26 protein-coding genes, 9 tRNA genes and 1 pseudogene are annotated in these 24,510 nt (G+C 38.8%); 5 read left to right on the forward strand and 31 right to left on the reverse strand.

The genetic code is table 11. The features are described from left to right. Positions 1 to 95, forward strand: a pseudogene (locus tag IC621_RS18065) (transposase); the annotation flags it as partial. A gap of 102 nt (positions 96 to 197) precedes the next feature. Here the strand turns inward: IC621_RS18065 and IC621_RS18070 are convergent. The 10 genes from IC621_RS18070 to IC621_RS18115 form a co-directional block, all read right to left on the reverse strand. After that, a tRNA-Leu gene (locus IC621_RS18070) sits at positions 198 to 280 on the reverse strand. Positions 281 to 311: 31 nt separating this feature from the next. After that, positions 312 to 397, reverse strand: a tRNA-Leu gene (locus tag IC621_RS18075). 83 nt (positions 398 to 480) lie between these two features. Beyond that, a tRNA-Lys gene (locus IC621_RS18080) sits at positions 481 to 556 on the reverse strand. Between the two features lie 177 nt (positions 557 to 733). Continuing rightward, a tRNA-Gln gene (locus tag IC621_RS18085) sits at positions 734 to 808 on the reverse strand. Between the two features lie 170 nt (positions 809 to 978). Continuing rightward, a tRNA-Asp gene (locus IC621_RS18090) sits at positions 979 to 1,054 on the reverse strand. A 31-nt stretch (positions 1,055 to 1,085) separates the two neighbouring features. Beyond that, positions 1,086 to 1,161, reverse strand: a tRNA-Val gene (locus IC621_RS18095). A gap of 66 nt (positions 1,162 to 1,227) precedes the next feature. After that, a tRNA-Glu gene (locus IC621_RS18100) sits at positions 1,228 to 1,299 on the reverse strand. A gap of 15 nt (positions 1,300 to 1,314) precedes the next feature. Beyond that, positions 1,315 to 1,405 (reverse strand) — tRNA-Ser (locus IC621_RS18105). Between the two features lie 3 nt (positions 1,406 to 1,408). After that, positions 1,409 to 1,483 (reverse strand) — tRNA-Asn (locus IC621_RS18110). A 146-nt stretch (positions 1,484 to 1,629) separates the two neighbouring features. Continuing rightward, positions 1,630 to 2,094 (reverse strand): SprT family protein, encoded by a 465-nt coding sequence (locus IC621_RS18115; protein ID WP_191160036.1) that lies wholly within the window; start codon positions 2,092 to 2,094, stop codon positions 1,630 to 1,632. A 94-nt stretch (positions 2,095 to 2,188) separates the two neighbouring features. Here IC621_RS18115 and cmpA point away from each other — a divergent pair, with 94 nt between their 5' ends. Further along, positions 2,189 to 2,299, forward strand: coding sequence for a cortex morphogenetic protein CmpA (gene cmpA / locus IC621_RS18120; protein WP_191160038.1), 111 nt, complete (start codon positions 2,189 to 2,191; stop codon positions 2,297 to 2,299). Positions 2,300 to 2,313: 14 nt separating this feature from the next. Here cmpA and IC621_RS18125 read toward each other — a convergent pair whose 3' ends face one another. The 15 genes from IC621_RS18125 to acpS all read right to left on the reverse strand — a co-directional run bounded on the left by IC621_RS18125 (position 2,314) and on the right by acpS (position 13,540). After that, a complete protein-coding gene (locus tag IC621_RS18125; RefSeq protein ID WP_224752629.1) occupies positions 2,314 to 4,470 on the reverse strand; it encodes a Tex family protein in 2,157 nt (718 codons plus the stop codon). A 266-nt stretch (positions 4,471 to 4,736) separates the two neighbouring features. Next, positions 4,737 to 5,336, reverse strand: coding sequence for a PP2C family serine/threonine-protein phosphatase (locus IC621_RS18130; RefSeq protein ID WP_191160040.1), 600 nt, complete (start codon positions 5,334 to 5,336; stop codon positions 4,737 to 4,739). Further along, positions 5,333 to 6,124, reverse strand: a complete 792-nt coding sequence (gene sigB, locus IC621_RS18135; protein WP_191160042.1) for an RNA polymerase sigma factor SigB — start codon at positions 6,122 to 6,124, stop codon at positions 5,333 to 5,335. Before sigB ends, IC621_RS18130 begins: the two co-directional genes overlap by 4 nt. Continuing rightward, the gene (gene rsbW, locus IC621_RS18140) at positions 6,090 to 6,578 is read right to left on the reverse strand and encodes an anti-sigma B factor RsbW (RefSeq protein WP_191160044.1); all 489 of its coding nucleotides are present in this window, start codon (positions 6,576 to 6,578) and stop codon (positions 6,090 to 6,092) included. The genes sigB and rsbW overlap by 35 nt, the downstream gene beginning before the upstream one ends. Further along, on the reverse strand, positions 6,575 to 6,907 hold the full coding sequence (locus tag IC621_RS18145; protein WP_191160046.1) for an anti-sigma factor antagonist: 333 nt from the start codon (positions 6,905 to 6,907) through the stop codon (positions 6,575 to 6,577). Before IC621_RS18145 ends, rsbW begins: the two co-directional genes overlap by 4 nt. 62 nt (positions 6,908 to 6,969) lie before the next feature. Beyond that, positions 6,970 to 7,977, reverse strand: coding sequence for a PP2C family protein-serine/threonine phosphatase (locus IC621_RS18150; RefSeq protein WP_191160048.1), 1,008 nt, complete (start codon positions 7,975 to 7,977; stop codon positions 6,970 to 6,972). A gap of 9 nt (positions 7,978 to 7,986) precedes the next feature. Beyond that, a complete protein-coding gene (locus IC621_RS18155; protein WP_191160050.1) occupies positions 7,987 to 8,388 on the reverse strand; it encodes an anti-sigma regulatory factor in 402 nt (133 codons plus the stop codon). 4 nt (positions 8,389 to 8,392) lie between these two features. After that, positions 8,393 to 8,755, reverse strand: coding sequence for an STAS domain-containing protein (locus IC621_RS18160; protein WP_191160052.1), 363 nt, complete (start codon positions 8,753 to 8,755; stop codon positions 8,393 to 8,395). A gap of 3 nt (positions 8,756 to 8,758) precedes the next feature. Continuing rightward, entirely contained in the window at positions 8,759 to 9,586 is an 828-nt protein-coding gene (locus IC621_RS18165) for an STAS domain-containing protein (protein ID WP_191160173.1), read from the reverse strand. A gap of 125 nt (positions 9,587 to 9,711) precedes the next feature. Next, positions 9,712 to 10,062, reverse strand: a complete 351-nt coding sequence (gene ndoA / locus IC621_RS18170; protein WP_035404386.1) for a type II toxin-antitoxin system endoribonuclease NdoA — start codon at positions 10,060 to 10,062, stop codon at positions 9,712 to 9,714. 4 nt (positions 10,063 to 10,066) lie between these two features. Continuing rightward, complete coding sequence (locus IC621_RS18175; RefSeq protein ID WP_191160054.1) at positions 10,067 to 10,348, reverse strand: CopG family ribbon-helix-helix protein; 282 nt, start codon at positions 10,346 to 10,348, stop codon at positions 10,067 to 10,069. A 133-nt stretch (positions 10,349 to 10,481) separates the two neighbouring features. Beyond that, positions 10,482 to 10,616 carry a hypothetical protein gene (locus IC621_RS26895; RefSeq protein WP_263575997.1) on the reverse strand — a complete coding sequence of 45 codons (135 nt, stop codon included), beginning with the start codon at positions 10,614 to 10,616 and terminating at the stop codon, positions 10,482 to 10,484. Between the two features lie 27 nt (positions 10,617 to 10,643). After that, complete coding sequence (gene alr, locus IC621_RS18180; protein WP_191160056.1) at positions 10,644 to 11,813, reverse strand: alanine racemase; 1,170 nt, start codon at positions 11,811 to 11,813, stop codon at positions 10,644 to 10,646. A gap of 148 nt (positions 11,814 to 11,961) precedes the next feature. After that, complete coding sequence (locus IC621_RS18185) at positions 11,962 to 12,975, reverse strand: LolA family protein (protein ID WP_318153081.1); 1,014 nt, start codon at positions 12,973 to 12,975, stop codon at positions 11,962 to 11,964. Between the two features lie 199 nt (positions 12,976 to 13,174). Next, positions 13,175 to 13,540: a holo-ACP synthase gene (gene acpS, locus IC621_RS18190; protein WP_191160061.1), complete on the reverse strand. Its 366-nt coding sequence runs from the start codon at positions 13,538 to 13,540 to the stop codon at positions 13,175 to 13,177. Between the two features lie 90 nt (positions 13,541 to 13,630). Between acpS and IC621_RS18195 the strand changes: the two genes are divergently transcribed. Next, positions 13,631 to 14,239, forward strand: a complete 609-nt coding sequence (locus tag IC621_RS18195) for a rhomboid family intramembrane serine protease (RefSeq protein WP_191160063.1) — start codon at positions 13,631 to 13,633, stop codon at positions 14,237 to 14,239. Positions 14,240 to 14,676: 437 nt separating this feature from the next. On the opposite strand, the gene IC621_RS18200 is transcribed toward IC621_RS18195, so the two are convergent. From IC621_RS18200 to IC621_RS18225, 6 genes are all read right to left on the reverse strand, one after another. Continuing rightward, positions 14,677 to 16,137, reverse strand: a complete 1,461-nt coding sequence (locus IC621_RS18200; RefSeq protein ID WP_191160065.1) for a PH domain-containing protein — start codon at positions 16,135 to 16,137, stop codon at positions 14,677 to 14,679. Then, complete coding sequence (locus IC621_RS18205) at positions 16,127 to 16,606, reverse strand: PH domain-containing protein (RefSeq protein WP_191160067.1); 480 nt, start codon at positions 16,604 to 16,606, stop codon at positions 16,127 to 16,129. Before IC621_RS18205 ends, IC621_RS18200 begins: the two co-directional genes overlap by 11 nt. Positions 16,607 to 16,842: 236 nt before the next feature. Continuing rightward, on the reverse strand, positions 16,843 to 18,273 hold the full coding sequence (gene cshA / locus IC621_RS18210; RefSeq protein WP_396653062.1) for a degradosome RNA helicase CshA: 1,431 nt from the start codon (positions 18,271 to 18,273) through the stop codon (positions 16,843 to 16,845). Between the two features lie 202 nt (positions 18,274 to 18,475). Beyond that, entirely contained in the window at positions 18,476 to 19,177 is a 702-nt protein-coding gene (locus tag IC621_RS18215; protein WP_191160071.1) for an alpha/beta hydrolase, read from the reverse strand. Between the two features lie 430 nt (positions 19,178 to 19,607). Beyond that, a complete protein-coding gene (locus IC621_RS18220; protein ID WP_191160073.1) occupies positions 19,608 to 20,969 on the reverse strand; it encodes a UDP-N-acetylmuramoyl-tripeptide--D-alanyl-D-alanine ligase in 1,362 nt (453 codons plus the stop codon). Positions 20,970 to 21,193: 224 nt separating this feature from the next. After that, complete coding sequence (locus IC621_RS18225; RefSeq protein ID WP_191160076.1) at positions 21,194 to 22,276, reverse strand: D-alanine--D-alanine ligase; 1,083 nt, start codon at positions 22,274 to 22,276, stop codon at positions 21,194 to 21,196. A 182-nt stretch (positions 22,277 to 22,458) separates the two neighbouring features. On the opposite strand from IC621_RS18225, the gene IC621_RS18230 reads away from it, so the two are divergent. Next, positions 22,459 to 22,779, forward strand: a complete 321-nt coding sequence (locus IC621_RS18230; protein WP_191160078.1) for a thioredoxin family protein — start codon at positions 22,459 to 22,461, stop codon at positions 22,777 to 22,779. Positions 22,780 to 23,268: 489 nt separating this feature from the next. Then, positions 23,269 to 24,495 carry an MFS transporter gene (locus IC621_RS18235; RefSeq protein ID WP_191160080.1) on the forward strand — a complete coding sequence of 409 codons (1,227 nt, stop codon included), beginning with the start codon at positions 23,269 to 23,271 and terminating at the stop codon, positions 24,493 to 24,495. Positions 24,496 to 24,510: the final 15 nt, after the last annotated feature.

Below are 24,510 nucleotides of genomic sequence, written 5' to 3' on the forward strand. Positions count from 1 at the left end.
GATCATCAAGATTATTACAGGATGAATTTCCAGAACTCAAAAAGAAATACTGGGGCCAGCATTTATGGGCAAGAGGCTATTTTTGCGCAACGGTTGTTAACACTTACTTTAGGTAAGTGGGCAATTAGTGGGCAGTAAACAATTTAAAAGCATGCACAAAAAAATACCAAGGGACTCAAAACCCTTGGTATCATTGATGCGGTCGAGAGGACTCGAACCTCCACGGGGTCGCCCCCACTAGGCCCTCAACCTAGCGCGTCTGCCATTCCGCCACGACCGCATATTGCAATATGAGAGATCATTAATTGAATTGGTGCGGGTGAAGGGACTTGAACCCCCACGTCATAAAGACACTAGATCCTAAGTCTAGCGCGTCTGCCAATTCCGCCACACCCGCTTATTAGATGCCAGATATGAGAGGTCTGAGATTGATGCATCACTTCGAAGCAATGCTTTTAATCCGATTTCTCACTTCTAGGATGGTGAGCCATGAAGGACTCGAACCTTCGACCCTCTGATTAAAAGTCAGATGCTCTACCAACTGAGCTAATGGCTCATTTTAATAATGAGTAGTAGTAATATATTGTTTTGCCCTTGTCTCAGGCACCCTCATCTCAGGAGGATTAGGCAAGAAGCAGCTCGATGAGTGCGCTGGAGATTCGCTTCGAAGCTTACTCGTTCGTGCTCTGCCAACTGAGCTAATGGCTCATTTTATTACTATTGTTATAAAAAATGGCTGGGCTAGCTGGATTCGAACCAACGCATGACGGAGTCAAAGTCCGTTGCCTTACCGCTTGGCTATAGCCCATTGAGTAATCACCATAAACGTTTCTTTGAATTATCTTTATGAATTTACATCCAAGAGGATATTGCGAAATATCGCCGATTTCAAAGGGAAAATTTGTTTTCCAGAGAACTTAGAATGTGGCTGTTTCATACGATTAACATAAACCGGTTGATTGTCAATTCAACTTATGGTGGCGGTCCCGACGGGAATCGAACCCGCGATCTCCTGCGTGACAGGCAGGCATGTTAACCGCTACACCACGGGACCATATGCTGTGTTTAAAGAAAGTACTGTCCAATGGTGGAGGATGACGGGATCGAACCGCCGACCCTCTGCTTGTAAGGCAGATGCTCTCCCAGCTGAGCTAATCCTCCAGATAATGGTGTTATGAAAGTTGATAAGTGGGAGGCCCGGTTTCTAAGGCTCCCACTTAGGAAGAATGACCCGTACGGGATTCGAACCCGTGTTACCGCCGTGAAAGGGCGGTGTCTTAACCGCTTGACCAACGGGCCAAATCATTAGATAAATGGCGGAGAAGGAGGGATTTGAACCCTCGCGCCGCTTACGCGACCTACACCCTTAGCAGGGGCGCCTCTTCAGCCACTTGAGTACTTCTCCATTTGGCTCCGCAGGCAAGATTCGAACTTGCGACCGATCGGTTAACAGCCGATAGCTCTACCACTGAGCTACTGCGGAATAATTAGCTTATAAAAAAATGATAATCTGCAATTAGATCGCAGACTTCTTTAATTATATTTATTTTTAAATGGGTTGTCAAGCCCCAAAAACTCAATTATTAGTCAGCTGTTTATCAGCGACGGCTTTTATAATTTATCATACAGTTAATCATTAGTCAACACTATTTTCGAGAATAATTTCCCTCCGCATATACCGCAGACATACCTTTTCGTATTTATCCTTCTTTTTCTAGCGAACACCTGTGAGCACGAGGAACAGATATAATGATATCGCTTTTCGGGTTTTCGATTTTCTTTGAGAGGCTTACAGAACCTTGGGGCATCCACTCTTTTAAGCAACCGTCTGAAGTCCTGATCTCTATGCTGATACCCTTTCCCTTCTAGATGCAAATGGTAATGACATAACTCATGTTTGATAATTCCTTGTATCTCATCCATTCCAAACTCATTAAAGTATTTAGGGTTTATCTCTATATTATGAGAGTTAAGCAAGTACCTCCCGCCTGTAGTCCTAAGTCTGTTGTTAAAGATGGCTTTATGACTAAAGGGTTTGCGGAAATATGATAGAGAAATGGATTCAGTTAATCTTTGTAGTTCTTCATTTGTCATGACATTCACCCACTTTTTTAGAACAGGACATTTTTTCCGTGCATACATTAGTTATTACCCATACTTCATTATATCTATAAAGGGGGCTTAAGCAATGCCATCTTGGTTGAAAAGTCAAATGCAAAAAGCATTTTATGAAAAAAACCGTTACCAAATCAAACTCTTAAATCAGTGTTGGTTTTTTTACAGAAAAAAACACTGCTAAATGCAGTGTTCAAGCTATTTTACCATCGTTAAAGCTACTCTTCCTTTTTTAATGTCCACCTGGTCAACCCAGACAGTGACGATATCTCCAACAGAAACAATATCAAGAGGATGCTTTACAAACGATTTACTTAACTTCGAAATATGAACTAGTCCGTCTTGCTTTACTCCGATATCTATAAAAGCGCCGAAGTCGACAACATTCCTTACAGTGCCTTGCAGCTCCATTCCCTCTGTTAGATCTTCTAACTGCAGAACATCCTTTTTTAATAATGGTTTAGCAACTTCATCCCTGGGATCTCTTTCAGGTTTAACAAGGGCGTCGCAAATATCCTTCAAAGTTAAGCTGCCGACCCCTAATGATTTTTCTGCTTCTTCAAGATTTAAAGAGGCTAATTTTCCCTTTAATTCTTCTGTGCCTAGTGCATTTACAGTCATATTTAACTCACCTAACAGCTGATTAACAACTTTATAGCTTTCTGGGTGAATTCCAGTACGATCTAAAGGCTGATCACCATCAATTATTCTTAAGAATCCAATACTTTGTTCATAAGTTTTTGCACCTAATCGCGGGATGTCTTTAATTTCAGCCCTGTTTGTAAATTTCCCTTTTTCTTCACGCTTCTTCACAATATTAGCAGCTACTGTTTTTGACAGACCTGATACATACTGCAGCAATGCTGGTGATGCTGTATTCACATTTACACCAACCTGATTTACCACTGTCTCTACTACAAATGTAAGGGAATCATTTAATTTCTTCTGGCTTACATCATGCTGATATTGTCCGACTCCTACTGATTTTGGATCAATTTTTACTAATTCAGCAAGAGGATCCTGAAGTCTCCGAGCAATTGAAACAGCACTTCTTTCTTCGACTTTTAAATCAGGGAATTCATCTCTAGCAAGATCAGAAGCTGAATAAACACTTGCGCCTGCTTCATTTACAATCAAGTAGTAAAGATCTTGATTGCTTTCTTTAATCGTTTCAGCGATAAATTGTTCTGTTTCTCTTGAGGCCGTACCATTACCAATTGCAATGACTTCAATTTTATATTCTTCGATTATATTTGATACCACTTTCCTTGCTTCAACTGTTTTGTTAACAGGTGCATGAGGGTATATGACCCCGATATGATGAACCTTCCCAGTTTCGTTAACAACCGCTAGTTTACAGCCGGTTCGATAGGCAGGGTCTACACCTAACACCATCCTTCCTTTCAGAGGAGGTTGAAGCAATAATTTGCGTAAGTTTTCTGAGAAAATGTGGATCGCTCGATCTTCTGCTTTCTCTGTTAATTCTTTTCTAATTTCGCGTTCAACGGAGGGCTCGATTAATCTCTTATAAGCATCTTCCACCGTTTCAATCAAAATATCATCCACAATTGAAGGCTTCTTTAATTCTTGTTTTTGGAGGTAGGATAAAATTTTGTCAACAGGTGATCCAACTCCAATCTTTAGTATATCTTCCTTTTCTCCGCGATTTACCGCCAGGACACGGTGGGGCACAATTTTTTGAATAGGCTCTTCATACTCGTAATACATTTCGTACACATTCTTCTCATCCTTCTCTTCGTCTTTCACTTTTGATGAAATAGATCCAAATTTAAACGTTGTGTCCCGAATCCACTGCCGGTATTTAGGCTCATCAGAAATTTGTTCAGCAATAATTTCCTTTGCACCTTGAATGGCCTCTTCAATCGTTGCAACCTCTTTCTCAGGATCGATGAATTTTTGAGCTTCATCCGCTAAGGACCCTTGAGCGGGTAATTGAAGAATCCACGCTGACAGGGGCTCTAGCCCTTTTTCTTTGGCCATAGTTGCTTTCGTTCTTCTTTTTTGTTTATAAGGCCGATAAAGATCTTCAAGCTGTTGTAATTTCACAGCTTGCATAATTTCTTTCTTTAACTCACCCGTCAGCTTCCCTTGCTCTTCAATTAATCGAATGATTTCTTCCTTTCGATTTTCTACATTTTGCATGTAAGTCCATTTTTCCGAAATGTCTCTGATTTGAACCTCATCTAATGCCCCTGTTTGCTCTTTTCGGTATCTAGCAATAAAAGGGACAGTGTTCCCATCGTTAAGAAGCTCAATAACACTTTCAATTTGTTTATATGTAATGGAAAGATCTTTACTTATCACTTTCATGATACTTATTATTTTGTCTGACATACTTGCTCCTCCAAATCCAAAAGTGGGTATGAAGCTATTTTAACAAACTTCCCCCTGATTGTTGAAATAGAAAAGCATATGAACATCTATTCTAAATAAAGAATAGGGCAGAGCACTCGCCTAATTGACAGCAAACATAAGAAAACTGGCTGAAAGGAGGTTGTTGTTAAACAACTTTGCCTGTTGACCTATGAATCGAATTCATTCACATGGATAACTCACTTTATTTAAACTAAACTTTTTGAAACTACAAAAAAGCCGGCCGCCTAAAGCAGCTGACCGACTATATAAGTTAAATCATCATCTCTTTTTCTTGTATAAGCTTCGAGATGATTGGAAATGTCTTCAATTGTATGAAAATCTTTAAGGAGTGACTTTACACTTGGAGCCTTAAGTCCATCTGTATAAAGGATAAACTTTGAGCCTTTTTCATAGGAATAAGATTGAGTTCGGTATTTTTGAGGCTTGCCCGAAAGATAACCCAAAATCGGGAGAGGGTAAATAAACTTTCCAGAAGGAGAGTATAAAACAAAAACTATATTTCCAACGGAGCTATAAACAAATTGCTTATTTGTAAATTCAACCTTCAAGATAGACACAGTTGCTCCACGCTTGTCCTTTACAACTGTATTACAGCGTTCCATCAAGCTTTGGACATTGTCCTCATGGTGGTTTTCAACTACGCGGCTGATGGCAGCAGAAGACATGTATGCCATTTCCCCGCTTCCCAGCCCATCTGCAACTACACAAATAAAATATTCATTGGTTGCTTTGATGAAATAACTATCTCCACAATATACTGTACCTTTTTTACCAACCTGATAGGCTAAGGTGTGGACAAAAGGATTTGATTCAAACTGAATCATCCAGGAAGCTCCACTGTTTGTTCGTTAGACAAAGCCTCTTTTAGTTTAAGAACCGCTCTCCGCTGCAGTCTTGAAACATGCATTTGCGATATACCGAGTATTTCTCCTGCCTCTTTTTGACTCTTATTCTCTATATAGGTGTATTGTATGATTATTTTCTCTCGTTCTGACAAAACATGAAGAACACTTTCAAGCATCATTCGCTGATTCACTTTTTCATAGCCTTCATCACTTGCTCCTACAATATCAAGAATTGTTACGGTGCTTCCGTCTGAATCAGCTTCTATGGAGTGGTCTACCGAAAGTGCCTGATAACTTTTACCCATCTCCATCGTTTCCAATACATCTTCTTCAGATACTTCAAGATAATCTGCAATCTCTATTACTCGGGGAGATCGCTGCAGCTGGTTTGTTAATTCATCAACAGCCATTTTAATCTTCGGGCCAAGCTCCTTAATACGGCGGGGAACATGAACACTCCAGGTTTTATCACGTAAAAACCTCTTAATCTCCCCAATAATCGTTGGAATGGCAAAAGCCTCAAATGATTTTCCAACTGTTGCATCATATCTTCGAATCGCCCCAAGTAAACCAATCATACCCACCTGCTTTAAGTCTTCATGAAAGCTTTTACCTCTGGAATATTTATTTGCAAGTGTTTCAACTAGACCAGAATAGGTAAGGACAAGTTTCTCCTGGGCCTCTTCTACCTGATGCAGCTGATAATCACTGATTAGCTTGTTAACTTCTTCTTTAGTTAACTTCTGATTTCTTGATGGTTGTGTCATGATCCATCTCACACTCCCCATCTAAGTACTTGGTCATGAAAACTGTTACACCGAAGTTTACATGCACCCGGACTTCATCCATGAGCGTTTCCATCAAATACAGCCCTAACCCTCCTTCTTGCAGTTGATCAACAGAGCTGGCTGCTGTATAAGGACCAAGTTCTTCTTTCTTTTGTTCAAAATTAAAGCTTTGTCCGTTATCAGAAATCATTACTTCCAATCGATCTCCGTATAAACCATAGCCAATAACAACTTCTCCTGTTCCCTCTTTGCTGTTATAAGCATGCTGTACGGCATTTGTACATGCCTCACTAGTAGCAATTTTCAAATCTTCAATTTCATCGTAGGAATAACCCATTCGGCTGGCAATTCCAGATAAGGTCAATCTGACAATACCAACATATTCAGGTTTCGCCGGAATCTTCATTTCAATATAATCAATTAGCTGATTCATTGTACTCCACCTTCCGACTTTGCAGAAATATTAATTATGTCATTTAAACCTGTGATCGAAAATAAACGTTCCAGTCTAGGAGATAACTCAGTTAATTTCATATCTCCATCATTTTTCCGGACGGTTTTAAATAACCCTACAAGTACTCCTAATCCTGTGCTATCCATGTAAGATACACCTTTTAAATTTATAACAAGCGACGGTTTAGACCCATCTACTAATGGAACTAATTCCTCTCTAAGCTTAGGTGCGGTATAAGCGTCAATTTCGCCGGCTACAAAAACTTCTGTATTTTCTCCTAAACGGTTAACATCTATCTTAATATTCATCCATAATCACCCCAAAGTACAAAATTAACATTTCTCTTTTTACTTACCCTTATAGATACAATTTAAACCTCACGCCGAAGGATTATTAAAGTAAAGTCATCTTTTAAATCAAAATCCTGTAATTTAAGAAAATCCTGATAAATGTTTTCTGCAATTTCCTGTGTATTGTATTTTTTATATAACCGAATCGCATTCGTAATGTCTGAACGGTCTACAAATCCGTCAGCGGTTCGGGATTCTGTTACTCCATCTGACAATAGAACGATCATATCTCCAGGTTCTAGCTTTTTTTCATAGTGTTTATATTTTACATGTTGATTCACACCTAAGATAAGACCCTTTGAATCTAAATCATAGAATTTGTCTTCGGCATGGGAGTAATAAAAACCTGGCTCATGACCTGCAGACGCATAAGAAAATACATTTCTATCCAAATCATACATTCCATAAAACATCGTAATAAACATGCTCGGATCCACATTTCGCTCAACCACACTGTTTAAATTTTCCAGTACTTGATTCGGATTTCTCCTTGACTCCGGCAAGCTGTCCATCGCGTATTTAATCATCGACATACATAATGCTGCAGGAATTCCTTTCCCGATAACATCTGCGATCGCAATACTAATATGTGTGTCATCTTGTACAAAATGATAGTAGTCTCCGTTCATTTGTTTAGCGGGTATACTAACGGCCCCGATATCCAGCGAATCGACTTTAGGGACATTTGTCTCAAGCAGCGTTTGTTGAACGTTAGCGGCAATTTCAATCTCTGACCGGATTTCCGCCTGTTTGTCCCGCAAGCTCTGATGCTCCTGATACGCAAGTCCATACCCCATCATAACCTCTAAAAGAAAATCCAAAGAGTGCAAAATATCTTCTTTGATATCTGGAAACAGCTCTTGTAATACTTTACGATGAAAGCTGACAATCTCTTCAGGAGGGACTTGGTGTGCAATGGAATGGCGGCTAAACTTTTGACCTTGATAAAGGGATGTTTCTGTTAATTCATTGATATAGGTTCTTAGCAGATCTCTGTATTTTAATTCAATGTCCTCCCTAAGTTCCATAAGCTCCTCCTACCTAAGCCATTTGACAGCTTGGATATCAGTTCCTTCCCCTGTGGACGAATCAATCGTAAACTCGTCCATTAAACGCTTCACTCCCGGTAAACCAGCCCCTAACCCTCCTGAGGTAGAGAACCCATCCTCCATCACCTTGCGAATATCCGGAATACCCGGACCACTATCAAAGGCTATAATTTTTAGTCCCTTCTTTCCAAACTCTTCAATTCGTTCTATACAAATCTGGCCTTGTCCAGCATAAAGATAGATATTTCGGGCAAGTTCCGAAATTGCGGTAGTAATACGGGCTTGATCGACACTTCCAAAGCCTAATTCTTTGGCTTCATTACGGCCGAGTTGCCGAGCCGCTACAATATCCCACTCCGTCACAATTTTTACACAGGATTGGTTATCCATGTATCTATTCCCCCAATTCCTGTTGTAATGTTTCAAGTCCTTTTTCAAGATCTAATGCTGTTTGTACATCTTGCAGCACGATTCCAAGTTCAATCAGTGTAATCGCAACTGCGGGCTGGATTCCGGTAAGTACGACTTTTGCTCCCATTAGCTTTGACATATTAATGACATCGCCCAGCACTTTAGCGATAAAGGAATCTATCACGTCGACTGATGTTAAATCAATGACAACACCATTCGCCCCTGTTTCATGGATTTTATGGAGCAGGTCCTCTTGGAATTGGAGAGCCGTTTGATCGTCAAGCTCCCATTGGATGGACACTAAAAGACAATTGTACAGCTTAAGGATCGGTATTTTTGGGGTCATGTCTTATCCCTCCAACGAAACGATTTTACGATTTGTCATTTCTAATGCAGTTTGTATTCCTTTTTGCAAAGAATTTTTTGTCGTAATTTGATTTAAATCAATGCCTAAATTAACAATAGTTTGCGCAATTTCAGGACGGATACCGACAAGCAAACATTTCGCCCCTACTAATCTTACAGCTTCAGCAGCTTGAATAATATGATGTGCCACCATTGTATCAACAACAGGCACTCCAGTAATATCGATTAAAACTACCTGGGATCTATGCTTCACAACTCCTTGCAACAGATTCTCCATAATACCTTTCGCACGTTCTGTATCAATAGTACCTACCAAAGGCATAACTGTAATATGCTCAAAGACTGGTATTAATGGAGCAGATAATTCCTGCAGGGCAATTTTTTGCAATGATACCGTTCTCTCCCATGAATCAGCATATTGATGGATAACCTCATTGGTGATGGGGGATAAATAACGATCAATTTCCCAAACTAATTCTATTTTTTCTTTATCAGACTTTTCTTCCGTCATTCTATTAAAAATAATGATACTTAATTCTTTAATCGCACTTGACACAAACTTTAAAGTCCACCCGTATTGAACCGTTTTATGAGCAAAGTCATTAACTTTATCTGTCTGATCCTCTTGAGGATTTTCTAAATGATTCATAATGAGATTTATGTATTCATTACAAATATTTGAATACATTTGATCAGAAATCACTGCTAATAGCTTTGTATCTACTAATTCTTTAATTCTCTCAGTCCATTCTTCGCAAACCTCATTACGATTTTGTTGAAGAAAAGATAAGAATGGATTATTGGTTTCTATCACGGTTTCTCCTCCTATAGTGCTTCCGTAAATATGATCCTTCCTATATTATACCGATTAATGTCATGAAATTAAAAAAAAAGTTGCCCACTGGAGCAACTTACTAATTTTTTTAACTAAATCAATTAAAAGTCGATAAGTCCCAAACTGATCTGCAAGGCTTCATCTACTTTATCCATCATCTCGTCATCGAGATGGGTAATTTTATCAGTTAACCTTTGCTTATCAATTGTACGTATTTGTTCTAGCAAAATAACTGAATCCCGTTCAAATCCATAACGTTTCGCATCAATCTCAACATGTGTGGGTAATTTTGCTTTTTGAATTTGCGCAGTAATGGCTGCTACGATTACAGTAGGACTAAAGCGGTTTCCAATATCATTTTGAATAATTAATACCGGACGGACGCCTCCTTGCTCTGAGCCTACAACAGGTGATAAATCCGCAAAATAAACGTCACCGCGTTTAACAATCAATCGATTACCCCCCGCTTACTAAGCGGTCAACGGTGTGATCTGCCTCGGACTCTGCCAGGAAAGCTTCAGAAGCAATATTCAAGTTTATTTTCGCCATCTCCATGTAACCGCGTCGCATAGATTCTCTAATCTGACGCTTCTTCCGCTCACGCAAATACATTTTCGTTGCTTGATAAATAAGCTCATTACGGTTTCCGTTTTCTTGCTTCACAAGACCATCTAGTTCTGAAACTAAAGTCTGTGGTAAGCGAATTAAGATTTCAGTTGTTGCGCTGGATTCAGACACAAACAAACACCTCCACCAAACTTTCACACCCGATATTTCGTTCCATTATCCATAATACCATTAATAAATCAAGAATACAAAGCCATTTTATAAAAACGTAATAGAGAAGCCGCATTTACTTATAAAATCTAGCCTACATGTGTAGAAACCAGATGGCACATGGCTTTATAGCTTTACCTGGACATCCCCGCTCATCCTTTACTGGAATCGTTTTTAGCCCAATGACAAAATCAACTGTTTTATAATAATTCTTAACTATTATTGGCATTAAATCCTCTTTTTTATTCATCTAACTTCATTTCATTCTAATTTTATGTGGCAAAAGAGAGTTTTCCACTTCAATTATTTTATTTTTCTTTAAATATACTCTAGGGACTCTCGAAGTTATCGTACAAGGTACCTCATAATTGATTGTATCAAGTCTTTCCGCGACTTCGTCAATTGAAATAAACTCTTGTTCCTGGTGTCCAATTAATGTAACCACTGTTCCAACCTTGATATTTTCAGGTAATCGAACCATAAATTGATCCATGCATATCCTTCCAACAATCGGCACCCTTTTTCCGTTAACTAAAACATCAGAATCCCGCAGGCGGCGAATCCACCCGTCCGCATAACCAACCGGCACCGTCCCAATCCACTCTTCATCTGATGCCGAGTAAGTTGCTCCATAGCTTACTTTTTCTTGTGCATGAATTGTTTTAACATGTACAAGCTTTGTATGCAAGGAAAAAGCTTCTTTTAGAGGAAAAGGAAGCTCAGGTTTAATTTCATTTGAAGGAGACAGTCCGTACATTGAGATTCCGAAGCGAACCGAATTGAACAGCTTTTCAGGAAAACGCAATCCAGTCGCACTATTACCGCAATGAATGATCATTTTATCCAAGTCGAAAGCTTCAATTAAGTTTAAAAGCTTTTTATATTGCTCATCGAAATAATCTGTGTTTATCTCATCAGCCGTTGCAAAATGTGTGAAGGCTCCGCTTAATACCAAGTTTTTCTGCTTTGAATTAAATTGGATGACATCATTTACTTCTTCTTTATCCCGTACACCTAATCTGCCCATTCCAGTATCTAGCTTTAAGTGATAATTGAGCTTTCCTTCCCTTATATGACCAGCAGCTTCTTTTAGCCATTGTAGCGAAATGGCTGTAGCAATCACGTTATATTGAATAGCGATCTGCACATCTTTCGGCCTAATCGCACCGAGGACAAGAATTGGAGAAATAACACCCGCCTCCCTCAGTGAAATGGCTTCATCTAAAAAAGCAACTGCAAGCATAGCTGCTCCTGCCTCTAATGCCGTACGAGCAACTTGAATATCTCCATGGCCATAGGCATTTGCTTTAACAACAGCAATTAAAGATTGTTCGGTCCCAATGTGTTTTTTCATATTTTTAATATTTTCGTCGATAGCATCTAAGTTAATTTCCGCCCAAGTATCCCTGTAAAAACCTGTTGTCATGTCATACACTTCCTTATCAAGATTACCTTGTTCGATTATCGGACGAGTATGAGGTTTTTGTCAATCGGGAGGGCAGAAAAAGACAGAGGCGGACGCGGTACCGCATACGTAAAAAACGGCCGAAGCTTCGGCCGTTTTTTACGTTTATTTATTTTGCAGATTGGCCTTCTACAGATTGAGCAACCATTATCATTTCCTCTTGTGAAAGCTCTTCTGATGCAATCATATATTCCACTCCGTCTTGTGACCAAGTGAGGGATTGTTCTGTTAGGACTCCGACAGTAAAGCCTAGATTAGCAGGCTCTCCCCCGCTCACATATGTGGAAGTGGATGCAGGTGCTGCTATTTTCACTTTTTCCTGAATAAGTGTGAAGTTCTTCTCTCCGCCATATAAGATGACAACTCGTTCTCCACCGTCAGTTGATACTTCTTTCTCTTCTACCTTTTTTACCCCATCAGGTAAATTAGTCGGGTATTTTACTGCAAATGGTTCATTTTCTGCACTTGCATTTGCAGGCACCTCTAATTGAGCGTAGGACATATTCTTTTGAGTATCAAATGCATCTTTATCAAAAGAAGGGTTGAATTCGAACTCAGAAAATTCCACTACTACAAGTGGATTTCGGTCCGCGTCCATCACTTTTACATATTTCGGTGATAAATCCTTTTTGTTAAATGCAATTTCTTGGATTGGCAGCATTTGATTGTTTTGGTAATTTGTTTTCGTTTCGAAAACATATTGATCCTCTGTCGCTTTAAACTTTGCTTCTGGATCCTCCTTAATATCCTTCACAAGTGATTCATATAAATAGGCCTGACTGCTGTTCTGCGGCCATTCACTTTGAAAGCGGAAGCTTTTATTCAAGGCAGGAGTTAAAACAAAAACCCCTTCATCATTTCTTAAAATCATCTGGCTTTGATCTTTTTCCGTATTCTTTAAATTTACACGATAATAAGCTGGTTCTTTGTGCCAAATTTCCACATCATACACTTGCGGTTCACTGCCTGTTTGCAAAGTCATTTTGGCTTTTGTTTTATTCCCCGTTAACTCCTCAACCTTTTTGTTCAACGCTTTTACAACATCCGCTTGAGATTTCTCCCCACAAGCAGCAAGCAGAACAACGAGCAGTCCTACCAAAAGTAAAACAAAGCTTTTTCTCACCTTTTTCAACCCCTTTTTAATTAGATGACGTTTTAAAAGGAAGAAACCGCTTGTTCGACTCCATTGATACGCGCGGTTAAGACCGCTGACATTGTCCTCTAGCATATAAATGCGCGACTACGTACCATGAAAGCCTGAAGCAACTTGTCTCCCCTATTGCAATATCCAATATATGAGGCAAGTGCTCCTAATATGCAGACTAGCTTGACAAGCTTTCAATAATTACTTGGGCAGCCGCGTAATTTTTTGTGTGTGTGATAGAAAGGTGAACCCCATCTGCTCTTGAGTTCATTAGAAAAATCTCGGGTTTCCCAGCTTCGTTATTTAAAATTTCGATATCCAAAAAACTAAGCTTTTTTCCAATCCCTGTTCCAGTTGCTTTTGCATATGCTTCCTTTGCCGCAAACCTGCCGGAGATGAATTCAATTTTTCTTTTGGCAGATAACTTACAAAATGTTTCCTTTTCCTTTAAAGTTAAAATACGGTCGACAAACTTTGATTGCCTTAATAAAAGTCCCTCTATCCGCTTTGTTTCAATAATATCCAGACCTATTCCATCGATCATCTTTTACACCTCTTATGTACTAACTAGGGGCTCGGACGCATATTCGTGTTACTATAAGTTTACTATTCTTGTCTAAAAGGGTGAATGCCAATGTTTGTCCGAACAGAAAATTTTCGTACCTTTATCCATTTATATCCGATTGTTACCGCTATAATCGCTCTTCAAATAGGATTATGGTTAATTTTCCTTATTCCAGTGCCAGCTTTTTCTTTATTTTTTTCATTGTTTGCTGGTTTCAATGCTGGAATAGCGAATGGAGAATGGTGGAGACTTATAACACCTATCTTCTTACACACAGGATTTTACCACCTTTTCTTCAATACTGTTTCTTTGATATTATTTGCACCTGCTTTGGAAAGAATCTTAAATAGGGTTTTATTTCTTATCATCTATTTTGGTTCTGGAATTTTCGCAAACTTAGCAACTTACTGGCTTGAACCCCTGGCCTTTACACACGTTGGGGCATCTGGGGCAATATTCGGTTTGTTTGGGGTTTATCTGTTTATGGTCCTCTTCAGAAAGGATTTAATCGATGCAGCTAATTCACAAGTTGTGATCACCATCCTTGTGATTGGAGTCATTATGACCTTTTTGAACACAAATATTAATATCGCCGCCCATTTGTTCGGCTTAATTGGCGGATTCCTCCTTGGAAGCATTTTTTTGAGGTCAAGAAAAACGAGATCCCCTTGGAGATGACGTGTTCATTGAAACGCTTCGCTGATAGGCGAACTCTTTCTTTAATTTGATGCTTTTGTACAGAAATCAGATTAATTGCACCGTCAGCAAATTATTTGCACTTTATTCGAATATTTGCGCGCTTATCGAATTAATCGGACACAATTGTGACAAAAGTGCGAAACCACTATACTCTTGTCCACAGTTTGCATGCATGATTGATGGTGTGAGTTTAAAAAATAAATAACATAATATATTCTGATGTTTGAACGAAAAGTGCTATCGGCGAAAAGCAAAAGAAGAGCCGGCTGAAAGTTTGTTCTTTAACCTTCCAGGGCGGATTGGCTTATGTTCTATGGCAGATTCGCCAAAAAACAGGACATCGACAGCTTAATACTTTAATTAACCTAATTATTCGCACCTTAAAACAAAAGCTGACCGAAAAAACATTTTTCAAGTCAGCTTTTTTGTTCATAAGAGTACCAGCCATAGATTTCTTCCGCATGCTCTCTTTCTAGGTCAACTAACTGATGGTGTTCTCCAAGAAAAGCAGAAATCGTAGAGGTTTTTACAGTTCCTAGATTCGATCTTTTTTGGAAAAAGGAAGATTTCACTTCTAAAGATTGAACCCTTCGTTTATGTACTAAAAACGTTGTTTTCGAGAAGGTTCTGTAGGTTAATTGTAGTTGCTTTTCTTTTATTGCCCAGCCTGCATCTTTATAGCCCCTGTACCCAAGTAAAATACCAATTGGGATTAGCAATAAAGAAAACAGTCCCCAAGGAAATAAAAAGATACTAAAAGGAATGCTGATTAAAATTCCAGGAACTACACAGCGAAACAAATACCGTTTTAAAGCCCTTTTCGGCAAAGGATTTAAAGTCGATTGATTGGTGTATTCAGGTAGGAACTGTTTAATTAAGTCGGTTGCCTTGGTTTTCTTCACTACCGGAAACAACAAGGTAGAAACGTCTTTATCTTTGCTTCCTCCGCCGGCGCTAACCAGATGAACCGTTACAAACCCAAGCATTTGACGGATAGGGTTCTCTTTTATTTTGATTGCTTGAATCCTTTTGATTGGAACGGTAACTTGATTTTTTTCGAGCAATCCTCTGGAAATCACAATTTCCTCGTCTTTTTTTATCACAGTAAAGGATGCATATTTTAACATCATCCCTGCAATACTAAGCACCCACGCAAGCAGAAGCCCTACTGCGACTAAAATAGCATAAACCGTTACACTTGCACTGATAAACGAAGCGAATTGATCAAAGATTTTTTCATAGGGGATAATATCGTCAACCTGAGAAAATAATGCTGCTCCCGCAGAAAGAATAACTCCAATTCCACTTGAAGTGGACGCCGCTATAATTAATTCTTTTTTTGTCATCTTATATGTTAAGTCAGGCTCTGTGTTAATCATCTCTTTTTGAACATCTTCCTCATGAGTCTGTACTGTCTTTAAAAGCTGTTTTCTTTCATTGATGTGTTCTCTAATTTTATCTGCTTCATCTTTTCTTATGGCGCCAAGAACAATTTCAGCTTCATGAGCCCCTCCAGCCGTTTCTACTTGGAGCTTCACAAGACCAAACAACTGCTGAATGATCCCAGCACTTACATTGATTGTTTGAATTCTTTCAATTGGTACGTAGCGCTTACTTGTAACAATCACACCTTGTTCAATCCGAAATTCATCCTCTTCAATTCTGTAGGTGAATTTCATCCATTTCATGATACTAATGACAATAAACGCTAAAAGAATGACGCCAAAAGCTATAAATGAATAGAAAGAATAAGATTTCATATCATTCGCCATATTAACAAAAAAGAAAATCAGCATCGGGATTAGAAAATCCTTCAATTGTTTAAAAAAATTCAGCAAAACAGATGCAAAGTGCAGCCTTTTTTGATTAGACATCATCATCTGTCACCCTTGCTAATTTAGAAATAAAGTCTCTTAATTGATCTGCTTCTTCGAGATTTAATGCAGGTATTACATGAGTAGTGGCAGCAGTTGAAATTGTGACAGTAGCAAGTTTGTATTTTTTCAAAAGCGGTCCCTGCTGTGTGTCAACATGCTGGACTCTAACCATAGGAACCAGCACTCGTTTGACTACAAAAACCCCAAATTGAAGATCAATTTCATGTTCAAACACCTCGTAGCGCCAAATACGATGTCTGAGCTTTGGAATAATGAATATTGATAAAATGGCAGAGATCGCCCAAACGATCGTTACGCTGACTGGAATCCAGTAAGGCCAGTCAAAAAAGTATTTTAAGATATAAATTCCTATTACGACCAATAAGCTGATTCCATGGAAAACAGAACTAGATAGTTTCCATACAGTTAAAGCTTTTGGGCTGATCTGATTTTTTGGTGCAGATCGCATATTTCTCCTCCTAATGGTTTATCTCCTTCTATACGTATCATAACAGGCTTTAGTTTCAATTACTTCCCAAAAATAAGCCAATCTCCATATAGATATGATTTTTTAATTGAGGCTTAAAGGTGTTCTGCAAACAAAACTTCTTCCCATGTAGGAGGTTGAAGTTATGAGTACTCCTGGTTATATCTGTTGAATCAAAAAAAGAAAGCACTCATCATTAAGTGCTTTCTCTTCAATCATTAGCTTTGTTGAGATTTTTTCTGATATCTTCCACCGCGGGAGTTTGATTTTGAACGGTTTTTATCTGAGCCGTAGCGGTTTCCTTTTGAGCGATAAGAATCTCTGCCATCTCTTCTTCGCGGTCCGCGTTTGTTATCTTTTTTGCTATATAATGGCTTTTCTTCTGTCAATCGAACTGGGGTTTGATTTGGTTCTTTCGTCATCATCTTAATAGCCGCTGAAACAATCGCAACAGAATCATGCTCTTCTAACAGCTCTTCTGCTGCTTGTTTGTAGAAGGCTAAGTTGTTTTCTGTAATAATCGAGCGCAGTTTCTCCAAGACCATTTGCTGCTGGCCTTCTAGTGCCTCGTCAAGAGTTGGAGCTTTCATACGATCCATTTTTCTTTTTGTAATTCTTTCAATGTTTCGTAAGTTATCCATTTCTCGAGGAGAAACAAATGTCATGGCCATACCTGTTTTTCCTGCACGGCCTGTCCGTCCGATTCGATGAACATAGCTTTCAGGATCTTGAGGCAGGTCAAAGTTGTAGACGTGTGTAACACCAGAAATATCAAGTCCGCGCGCAGCTACATCTGTTGCTACAAGCACTTCAATGGAACCTTCTTTAAATCTGCGAAGAGCTGTCATACGTTTAGCCTGACTTAAGTCGCCATGGATTCCTTCTGCTGCATAGCCGCGGATGTTTAACGCTTCTGTCAGCTCATCAACACGGCGCTTTGTACGTCCGAATACAATCGCAAGCTCCGGTTTTTGAATGTCAAGAAGACGTGTTAGTGTATCAAATTTTTTCTTCTCAGGTGTTTCAACATAAAATTGTTGAATGTTTGGCACTGTTACTTCTTTCGCTTTTACTTTAACATGTTCAGGGTTTGTCATGAACTTTTCAGCGATCGCTTTAATTGGTGCCGGCATTGTTGCCGAGAATAGCAATGTTTGGCGCTCATTTGGAATGTTAGATAGAATAGATTCAATATCTTCAATAAAACCCATGTTTAACATTTCGTCTGCTTCATCTAAAACAACTGTGTTTACTGCGTTTAACTTGATTGTTTTGCGGTTAATATGGTCAATTAATCGACCTGGCGTACCAACTATAATGTGGGGATGTTTTTTCAATGAACGGATTTGACGGCTGATATCTTGTCCTCCGTAGATAGGTAAAACACGAGCACGTTTGTAGAAAGTGAATTTATAAAGCTCTTCTGATACTTGAATCGCTAGCTCACGTGTTGGGGCAATAACAATCGCTTGAATGTTCGGGTTATCTATATCAATTTTCTCAATAAGCGGCAAGCCGAACGCAGCAGTTTTTCCCGTACCTGTTTGCGCCTGGCCGATTACATCTTTATGTTGAAGTCCCAATGGAATGGTTTCTGATTGAATGGGTGTTGCTTCTTCAAAGCCCATGCGATGAATAGCTTTCATCATATTTGAGCTAAGACCTAACTCTTCGAATTTTTTTGTCAATTTATTCCTACTCCTTTTTAAACCTGTTAGATAGCATTTTCAGACTCAGTTAAACATGGCAAAAATGCCCTTCACACCTAAGGGCAGAATCAAATTGTATATATAAGCCCGGAAACACTTTAAATTTTATCTTACCACTAAGAGAACCGAATTTCAATAACCCCTATAAATTACCACTCTCTCCGATTAAGAATTCATCAACCTTTTTGACTAGGTCTTCAAAATCACATCCATGGCAAACGTGATGGTGAGAGCCTGGAAGAAACATCAATTCTTTTTGTGGTGAAGGGATTTTTTCATATAAATAAAACGCACTTTTTACGGGAACAATCCCATCAACTTCCCCTTGAACAATTAACACTGGAACCTGAATCTTTTGGAGGAGAGGCCTCACATATTGGACTAGCTTCCGAAATTCCATCGTTGCACTAAAGGGCGTATTTTTTATTTTTTTCTTATAGCGTAAAAATAAATCATTTTCCTTTAGCTTCCCTCTAAATGTGTCTCTTATCATGCCGCCAATATCTGCAAATAACCTTTTTGGATTGACATAATAAACCGCTGCACTTAATAAAACCAGCTTTTCGACTGGATACTTTGTCGAAAGATAAGAGGCAATTAGTCCTCCCATTGAAAAACCAATGACATACACTTTTTCACATTTCGATAATAGCTTCTCAATCGCCTGCTCAGCATGCTCGATCCACTCTTGATAAAACACACCTTTTAAAACTAATTCTTCTCCATGTCCAGGTAACGTAACCATCTGGATTTCCCAATCAGTCACCTCTTGGAGATGAAGAGCTAACGGCTCTACCTCGTATGGCGCTCCTGTAAAACCATGAATACACAAACAACCAATCATCATTTTTCCTCCGAAGATATCGAAAATTAATGGTGGGCCATTAAGCTTATTTTCAGACTATCAGCAATTATTATTTTAACAATTTTAAGGGAACTTATTAATAGTAGTCCAGCTCTTTAATATGAATATACCCGATTTTTATGAAAATCAACCATGAATTTACATGGAATTCATTTCAATATACGGGATTAAGTTAATCAAATTTTTACTTTTTTTACTGACAAAAAAGCCAAACCATTGAGGAGTGGCTTTTCATATAAAATTCTTTTAGACCCTCTTTAATTTTCTGCTGTTTGCTGTCTTTTCCTTTTTGCGTTTGTGACCCAGTCAATAAAGGCACGCTTTTGAGAAAGGACGAAAGCTTCAATTCTTAGCTATTGGATCTGTACAAAATTTATTGAGTAATTCCTCGAAGTTTTTTTACACTTTCTTATTTTAACCCTTCAACTACTTCTTCAAGCCTCATTCCACGGGAAGCTTTGACTAAAATGAGATCTCCCTTTCCTGCCGTTTGTTTAAGATCCGCAATCAACTCCTGTTTATCTTCATAGTGCTTCACTTTTTCTGGAAGGAAATTTTTTAAAGCGCCGTTCGCAATATAAGCTCCCAATTTTCCGAAAGTATATACATAATCAATGGCCGTGTGATTTATTTCCCGGCCTACCTCAGTATGAAAGAACTCTTCATGGTCGCCTAGCTCAAGCATGTCCCCTAGAACAACGACTTTCTTTATATATCCATCCAAATCCTCCATCAATTTGACTGCTGCTTTCATTGATGTTGGACTCGCATTGTAAGCATCATTAATAATTGAAAGGCCGCTTTCCGTTTTTGTCATCTCGAGGCGCATGCCTGTCATCTCTAAACAGCTTAAGCCTTCTCTTATTTTTTCTTCAGATAAACCGAAATGCTTGGCGGCTGCAATAGCTGCAAGAGCATTGTATACATTATGTTTACCTAAGATTGGAATAGAGTACTCTGAGCCGTTCACTTTAAAAGAGGTGCCTCCAGTCTTCTGCAGGATTTCATCTGGATAAAGGTCATTCCTGTCCCCATCACCAAACGTGGTCTTCTTAAATGGGAGATCCTTTACCCGCTCTTGTAATAAAGGTTCATCTCCAATGTAGATTAACTCTCCAGAAGAATTTAAGCCTGATACAATTTCCAGCTTTGCATCTGCAATTCCTTCACGTGAACCTAAATCCATTAAATGAGACTCTCCGATATTCGTTATCACAGCAATATCAGGTTTCGCTAATTTAGACAACAGCTCTATTTCACCTTTACTGCTCATGCCCATTTCAAGAACAGCAATGTCAACTGATTCAGGCATAGCAAGCAGAGTAAGGGGCAGGCCGATATGGTTATTGAAATTCCCTTTTGTTTTATGTACTTGATAAGCAGTTGACAAAACCGATGCGATTAAGTCTTTCGTCGTTGTTTTTCCATTACTCCCAGTGACCCCGACAACTTTAACCTGTAATTGCTCTTTATAATTCTGTGCTAATAATTGGAGAGCTTTCAACGTATCTTCGACAAAGATAACCGGTTTATTCTGAGGGGGATTCTTTTCTTTTTCAGACCATAAAGCAGCGCCTGCACCATCTAAAAGCGCTTGAGCCGCAAAACGATGTCCATTAAAATTTTCTCCTGCAATTGGAATAAAAAGGCTTCCTTTGACTACCTTTCTAGAATCTATTATAACTTGTTCAATTACGTTGTTTTCATATTTGGAATCCAATCCTCTGCCGTTTACCATTTCTTGAATCTCTTTTAGAGATCGTTTTATCATTTACGGTCCCTCCTTACTAAAAGAAAGGCCGACTCCATTGGTCAGCCCCTCCTTTGTCTTTTAGGCTCTTTTCTAAGAGATTTTTATTGTTTAACTTAAATTAAGACACTCATTGATTCACCTATTGCTTCATGTCCTCATACTTGACCTTCCATCTCGGGAGTACTATAACTCTTGAGGTAATAGGTTTTGTTTAACAACAAAGTTTCGAAAACAGCTTTCATTTAGAATGTATGTTTAATTTGTTGTTTGGCTTCATGGCGTTCAATAGCTAAATGAACAAGCTTTTCAATTAATTGCGGATATTCTACTCCAGTATGCTTCCATAAGAGCGGAAACATGCTAAAAGGTGTAAAGCCAGGCATTGTATTTACCTCATTAATTAAGGCTCTTCCGTCCTTCGTTAAAAAGAAGTCTGCACGCACAAGTCCTGCTCCATCAATCGCTTTAAAAGATTTAATCGCCATTTCTTTGATCATTTCATATTCTTCCTCTGATACCTCTGCAGGGATGATGAGATCTGTATTCCCGTCTTCATATTTTGCTTGGTAATCATAAAAATCTTTTTTCGGAGCAATTTCCCCAACGACAGAGCATTCAGGATGGTCATTACCTAATACGCCAATCTCTATTTCTCTCCCTGCAATTCCTTCTTCAACAATGACTTTACGATCGTATTCAAATGCTTCTTTAAAGGCTTTCTCTAAGCCGGCGCGGTCATTACATTTGCTGATTCCAACACTTGACCCTAAATTTGCCGGCTTAACAAAGCAAGGGTAGCCTAACTCGCTTTCTACTCTCGAATATGCATTTTCAGGTGATTTATCCCAATCGTTCTTAATAAACCACACATAGCTTGCTTGCTCTAAACCAGCTTGAGCAAAAAGGTTTTTCATGATGACTTTATCCATCCCAGCGGCAGAAGATAAAACTCCATTCCCAACGTAAGGCATATTTAGGAGTTCAAGCATACCCTGAATGGTTCCGTCCTCCCCATTTGGACCATGCAATAATGGGAAAACAACATCAATTTGTTCCTGCTTTATTTCCGTTTTAGCTGGGAATAAATCTTGGTTTAATGCCAGTGGAGAAACTATTTCTCCTTTATCTAATTGAAGAAGCTTCACATCTGAGACAGCTCCTTCGAGTTGATTACCTCTTATCCATTCGCCATTTGATGTAATATATATGGGATGTATTTCAAATTTTGTTAGATCTAACGCTTTAATTACTGCGAGGGCTGTCTGCAAGGAGACGTTGTGTTCTGCTGATTTTCCGCCATATACTAGCCCAAGTTTAATTTTCATTCGTTTTCCCCCTCAGAAGTTCATCTCTTACATTTTATCACTTTCGCCTATTTTTGTTCTAACTTTTAAAAAAATCTCTATAGTATTCGTCTTGTTTGGGAAATTTCGTCCTTCAAGCATGAATTCCCTCTTCATTTATGTTTTATAATACAATAGATGTAGAAAAGAAAGGTGTGTTTTTCATGGAAGAAATTCAATCAACAGAACAATTTAATGAACTAATTAACGGAGACCGCGAAGTACTTATTAAATTTTTTGCTGACTGGTGTCCTGACTGCACTCGAATGAATATGTTTATTGAGGAAATATTAGAAGAGTATAGCAGGTATGAGTGGTATGAAATCAATAAGGATAAGTTTCCTGATATAGCAGAAGAAAACCAAGTAATGGGAATCCCAAGCATCTTAATTTTCAAAGAAGGCAATAAGATCGCTCATCTCCACAGCGCTAATGCTAAATCACCTGAGGAGGTTCAAGAATTCTTAAGCGAACATTTGGGATAATGAAAACTTTCATGGACACCCCAGCCAAAAGCAATTTTATACAGAAAACCTGAGGGATTTTCTCTGCAAGCGGAGCTTAAAGAACAGACAGCCTGCTAAATTAGCACATACGATTGGAAGATGGGACAACCCTGTTAGCAAAAAATGGAGCTTTTCTTTCAATTAAAGGAAAGTTTTTATAAACATTGTTTATCCAGGATCTAAATAATTTACATTAATAACAAAGGGCAAACTAGAACCGAAAATAAGGTTTTAGTTTGTCTTTTCTTTATATAGCGCAATAGATCACGCTGTCCTTGATGAGTCTCTTGCATTTGACCTTCAAGAAAGTTCCTAGTTCGGTATTCCCTGATATTTCGTAACATTAAATCAAAACGACCTTTCCAAATAAATGGAGATAACCTGACAAATTTAATCCCTCCCCACAAGGTTAATAGGTTAAAATAAAGTTACATTTTCAGAATTCACCAAAAACAGGAGAGGTCTAACATGCTTCTTCGCAACAGTAATTTTTTATATTTTTGGTTCGGTCAAACGGCTTCCATATTTGGCAGCAGGTTAAGTGACCTGGCCATTCCGTGGATTGCTTTACAGCTTACGAATTCGCCTATGCAGACTGCTTTGATCACGATGAGCTCCCAGTTAGCACCTCTTATTTTTTCTCTACCAGCAGGAGCATGGGTAGAATCACGATCTAAAATTAGAATGGCCATGTTATCAGAAGCTGCTAGAGCGGTGATGATTACCCTTTTGGCTATTTTTGTTTTTTCGGAGCAGTTTAATGAATGGGTCGTTTTTTTCCTTCTCTTTTTCAGCGGTTTTTCCGGACTGATATTTCGAATTTCAACAAATGCCATGCTCCCTTCCCTTGTTGGCAGGAAACATTTATTAGATGCTCATAATTATTTAGAAGGGGCAGACGCCATCAGTACATTCATTGGTCCATTATTAGCAGGCTTTATTTTCACAGCTTTAGGTGCGGGTTGGACGATTGCTATTGATGCTGCTACCTACTTTGTTTCTTTGCTGGGCATTTGCTTCATTTGCTTTGAACCCAATAAATCTTCAATCCAAAAGGATACACTGATAAAAGGTACTACATTCAAGCTGGCGTTAGAAGGAATCTTGTATATGTTTGCTTCACCCTTACAGCGATTCCTATCCTTCAATCACATTATGCTAAACTTTTTATCAAACGCTGTAATCTTATTAGTGATTATTTACAGTAAAGATTCCTTGAATCTGAACCCAGCTCAAACAGGGATCCTTTTATCTGCAGCAGGTCTGGGTAATATTGCAGCTGTGTTATTATTAGACCGTATGAAATGGCTTACTTGGCGAACCCTTTATTTCTTTTCAACGTTTGTTACTTTGATAGGAATCTTATGTATTAGCACTGGAAATCATTTTTACGTTCTTTTCATTGGGATGTTTTTGTTTGACGGGGCATTGTCAATGGGGTTTGTTATTCATGGGACTAGTAGACAATCTGTTACACCTGACCGATTGCTTTCACGAATTAGCAGCGGCGGTCTTTTTATTTCTGGTATAGCCACTATTACTGGACATCTGTATGCTGGCGGATTGGCTGAAATGCTCGGCGCAAGGCTGGGATTACTATTTTGCAGTGTCTTGCTGGTACTTGCGATTCTTTATTCTTTGTCAAAAAAAGAAATGCGACTTACCTTACAGGAGCTGGAGCCGGAAAAAGAATAACACGAACAATTCGCA

The organism is Metabacillus arenae (genome assembly GCF_014773385.1).
Taxonomy (GTDB): domain Bacteria; phylum Bacillota; class Bacilli; order Bacillales; family Bacillaceae; genus Metabacillus_D; species Metabacillus_D arenae.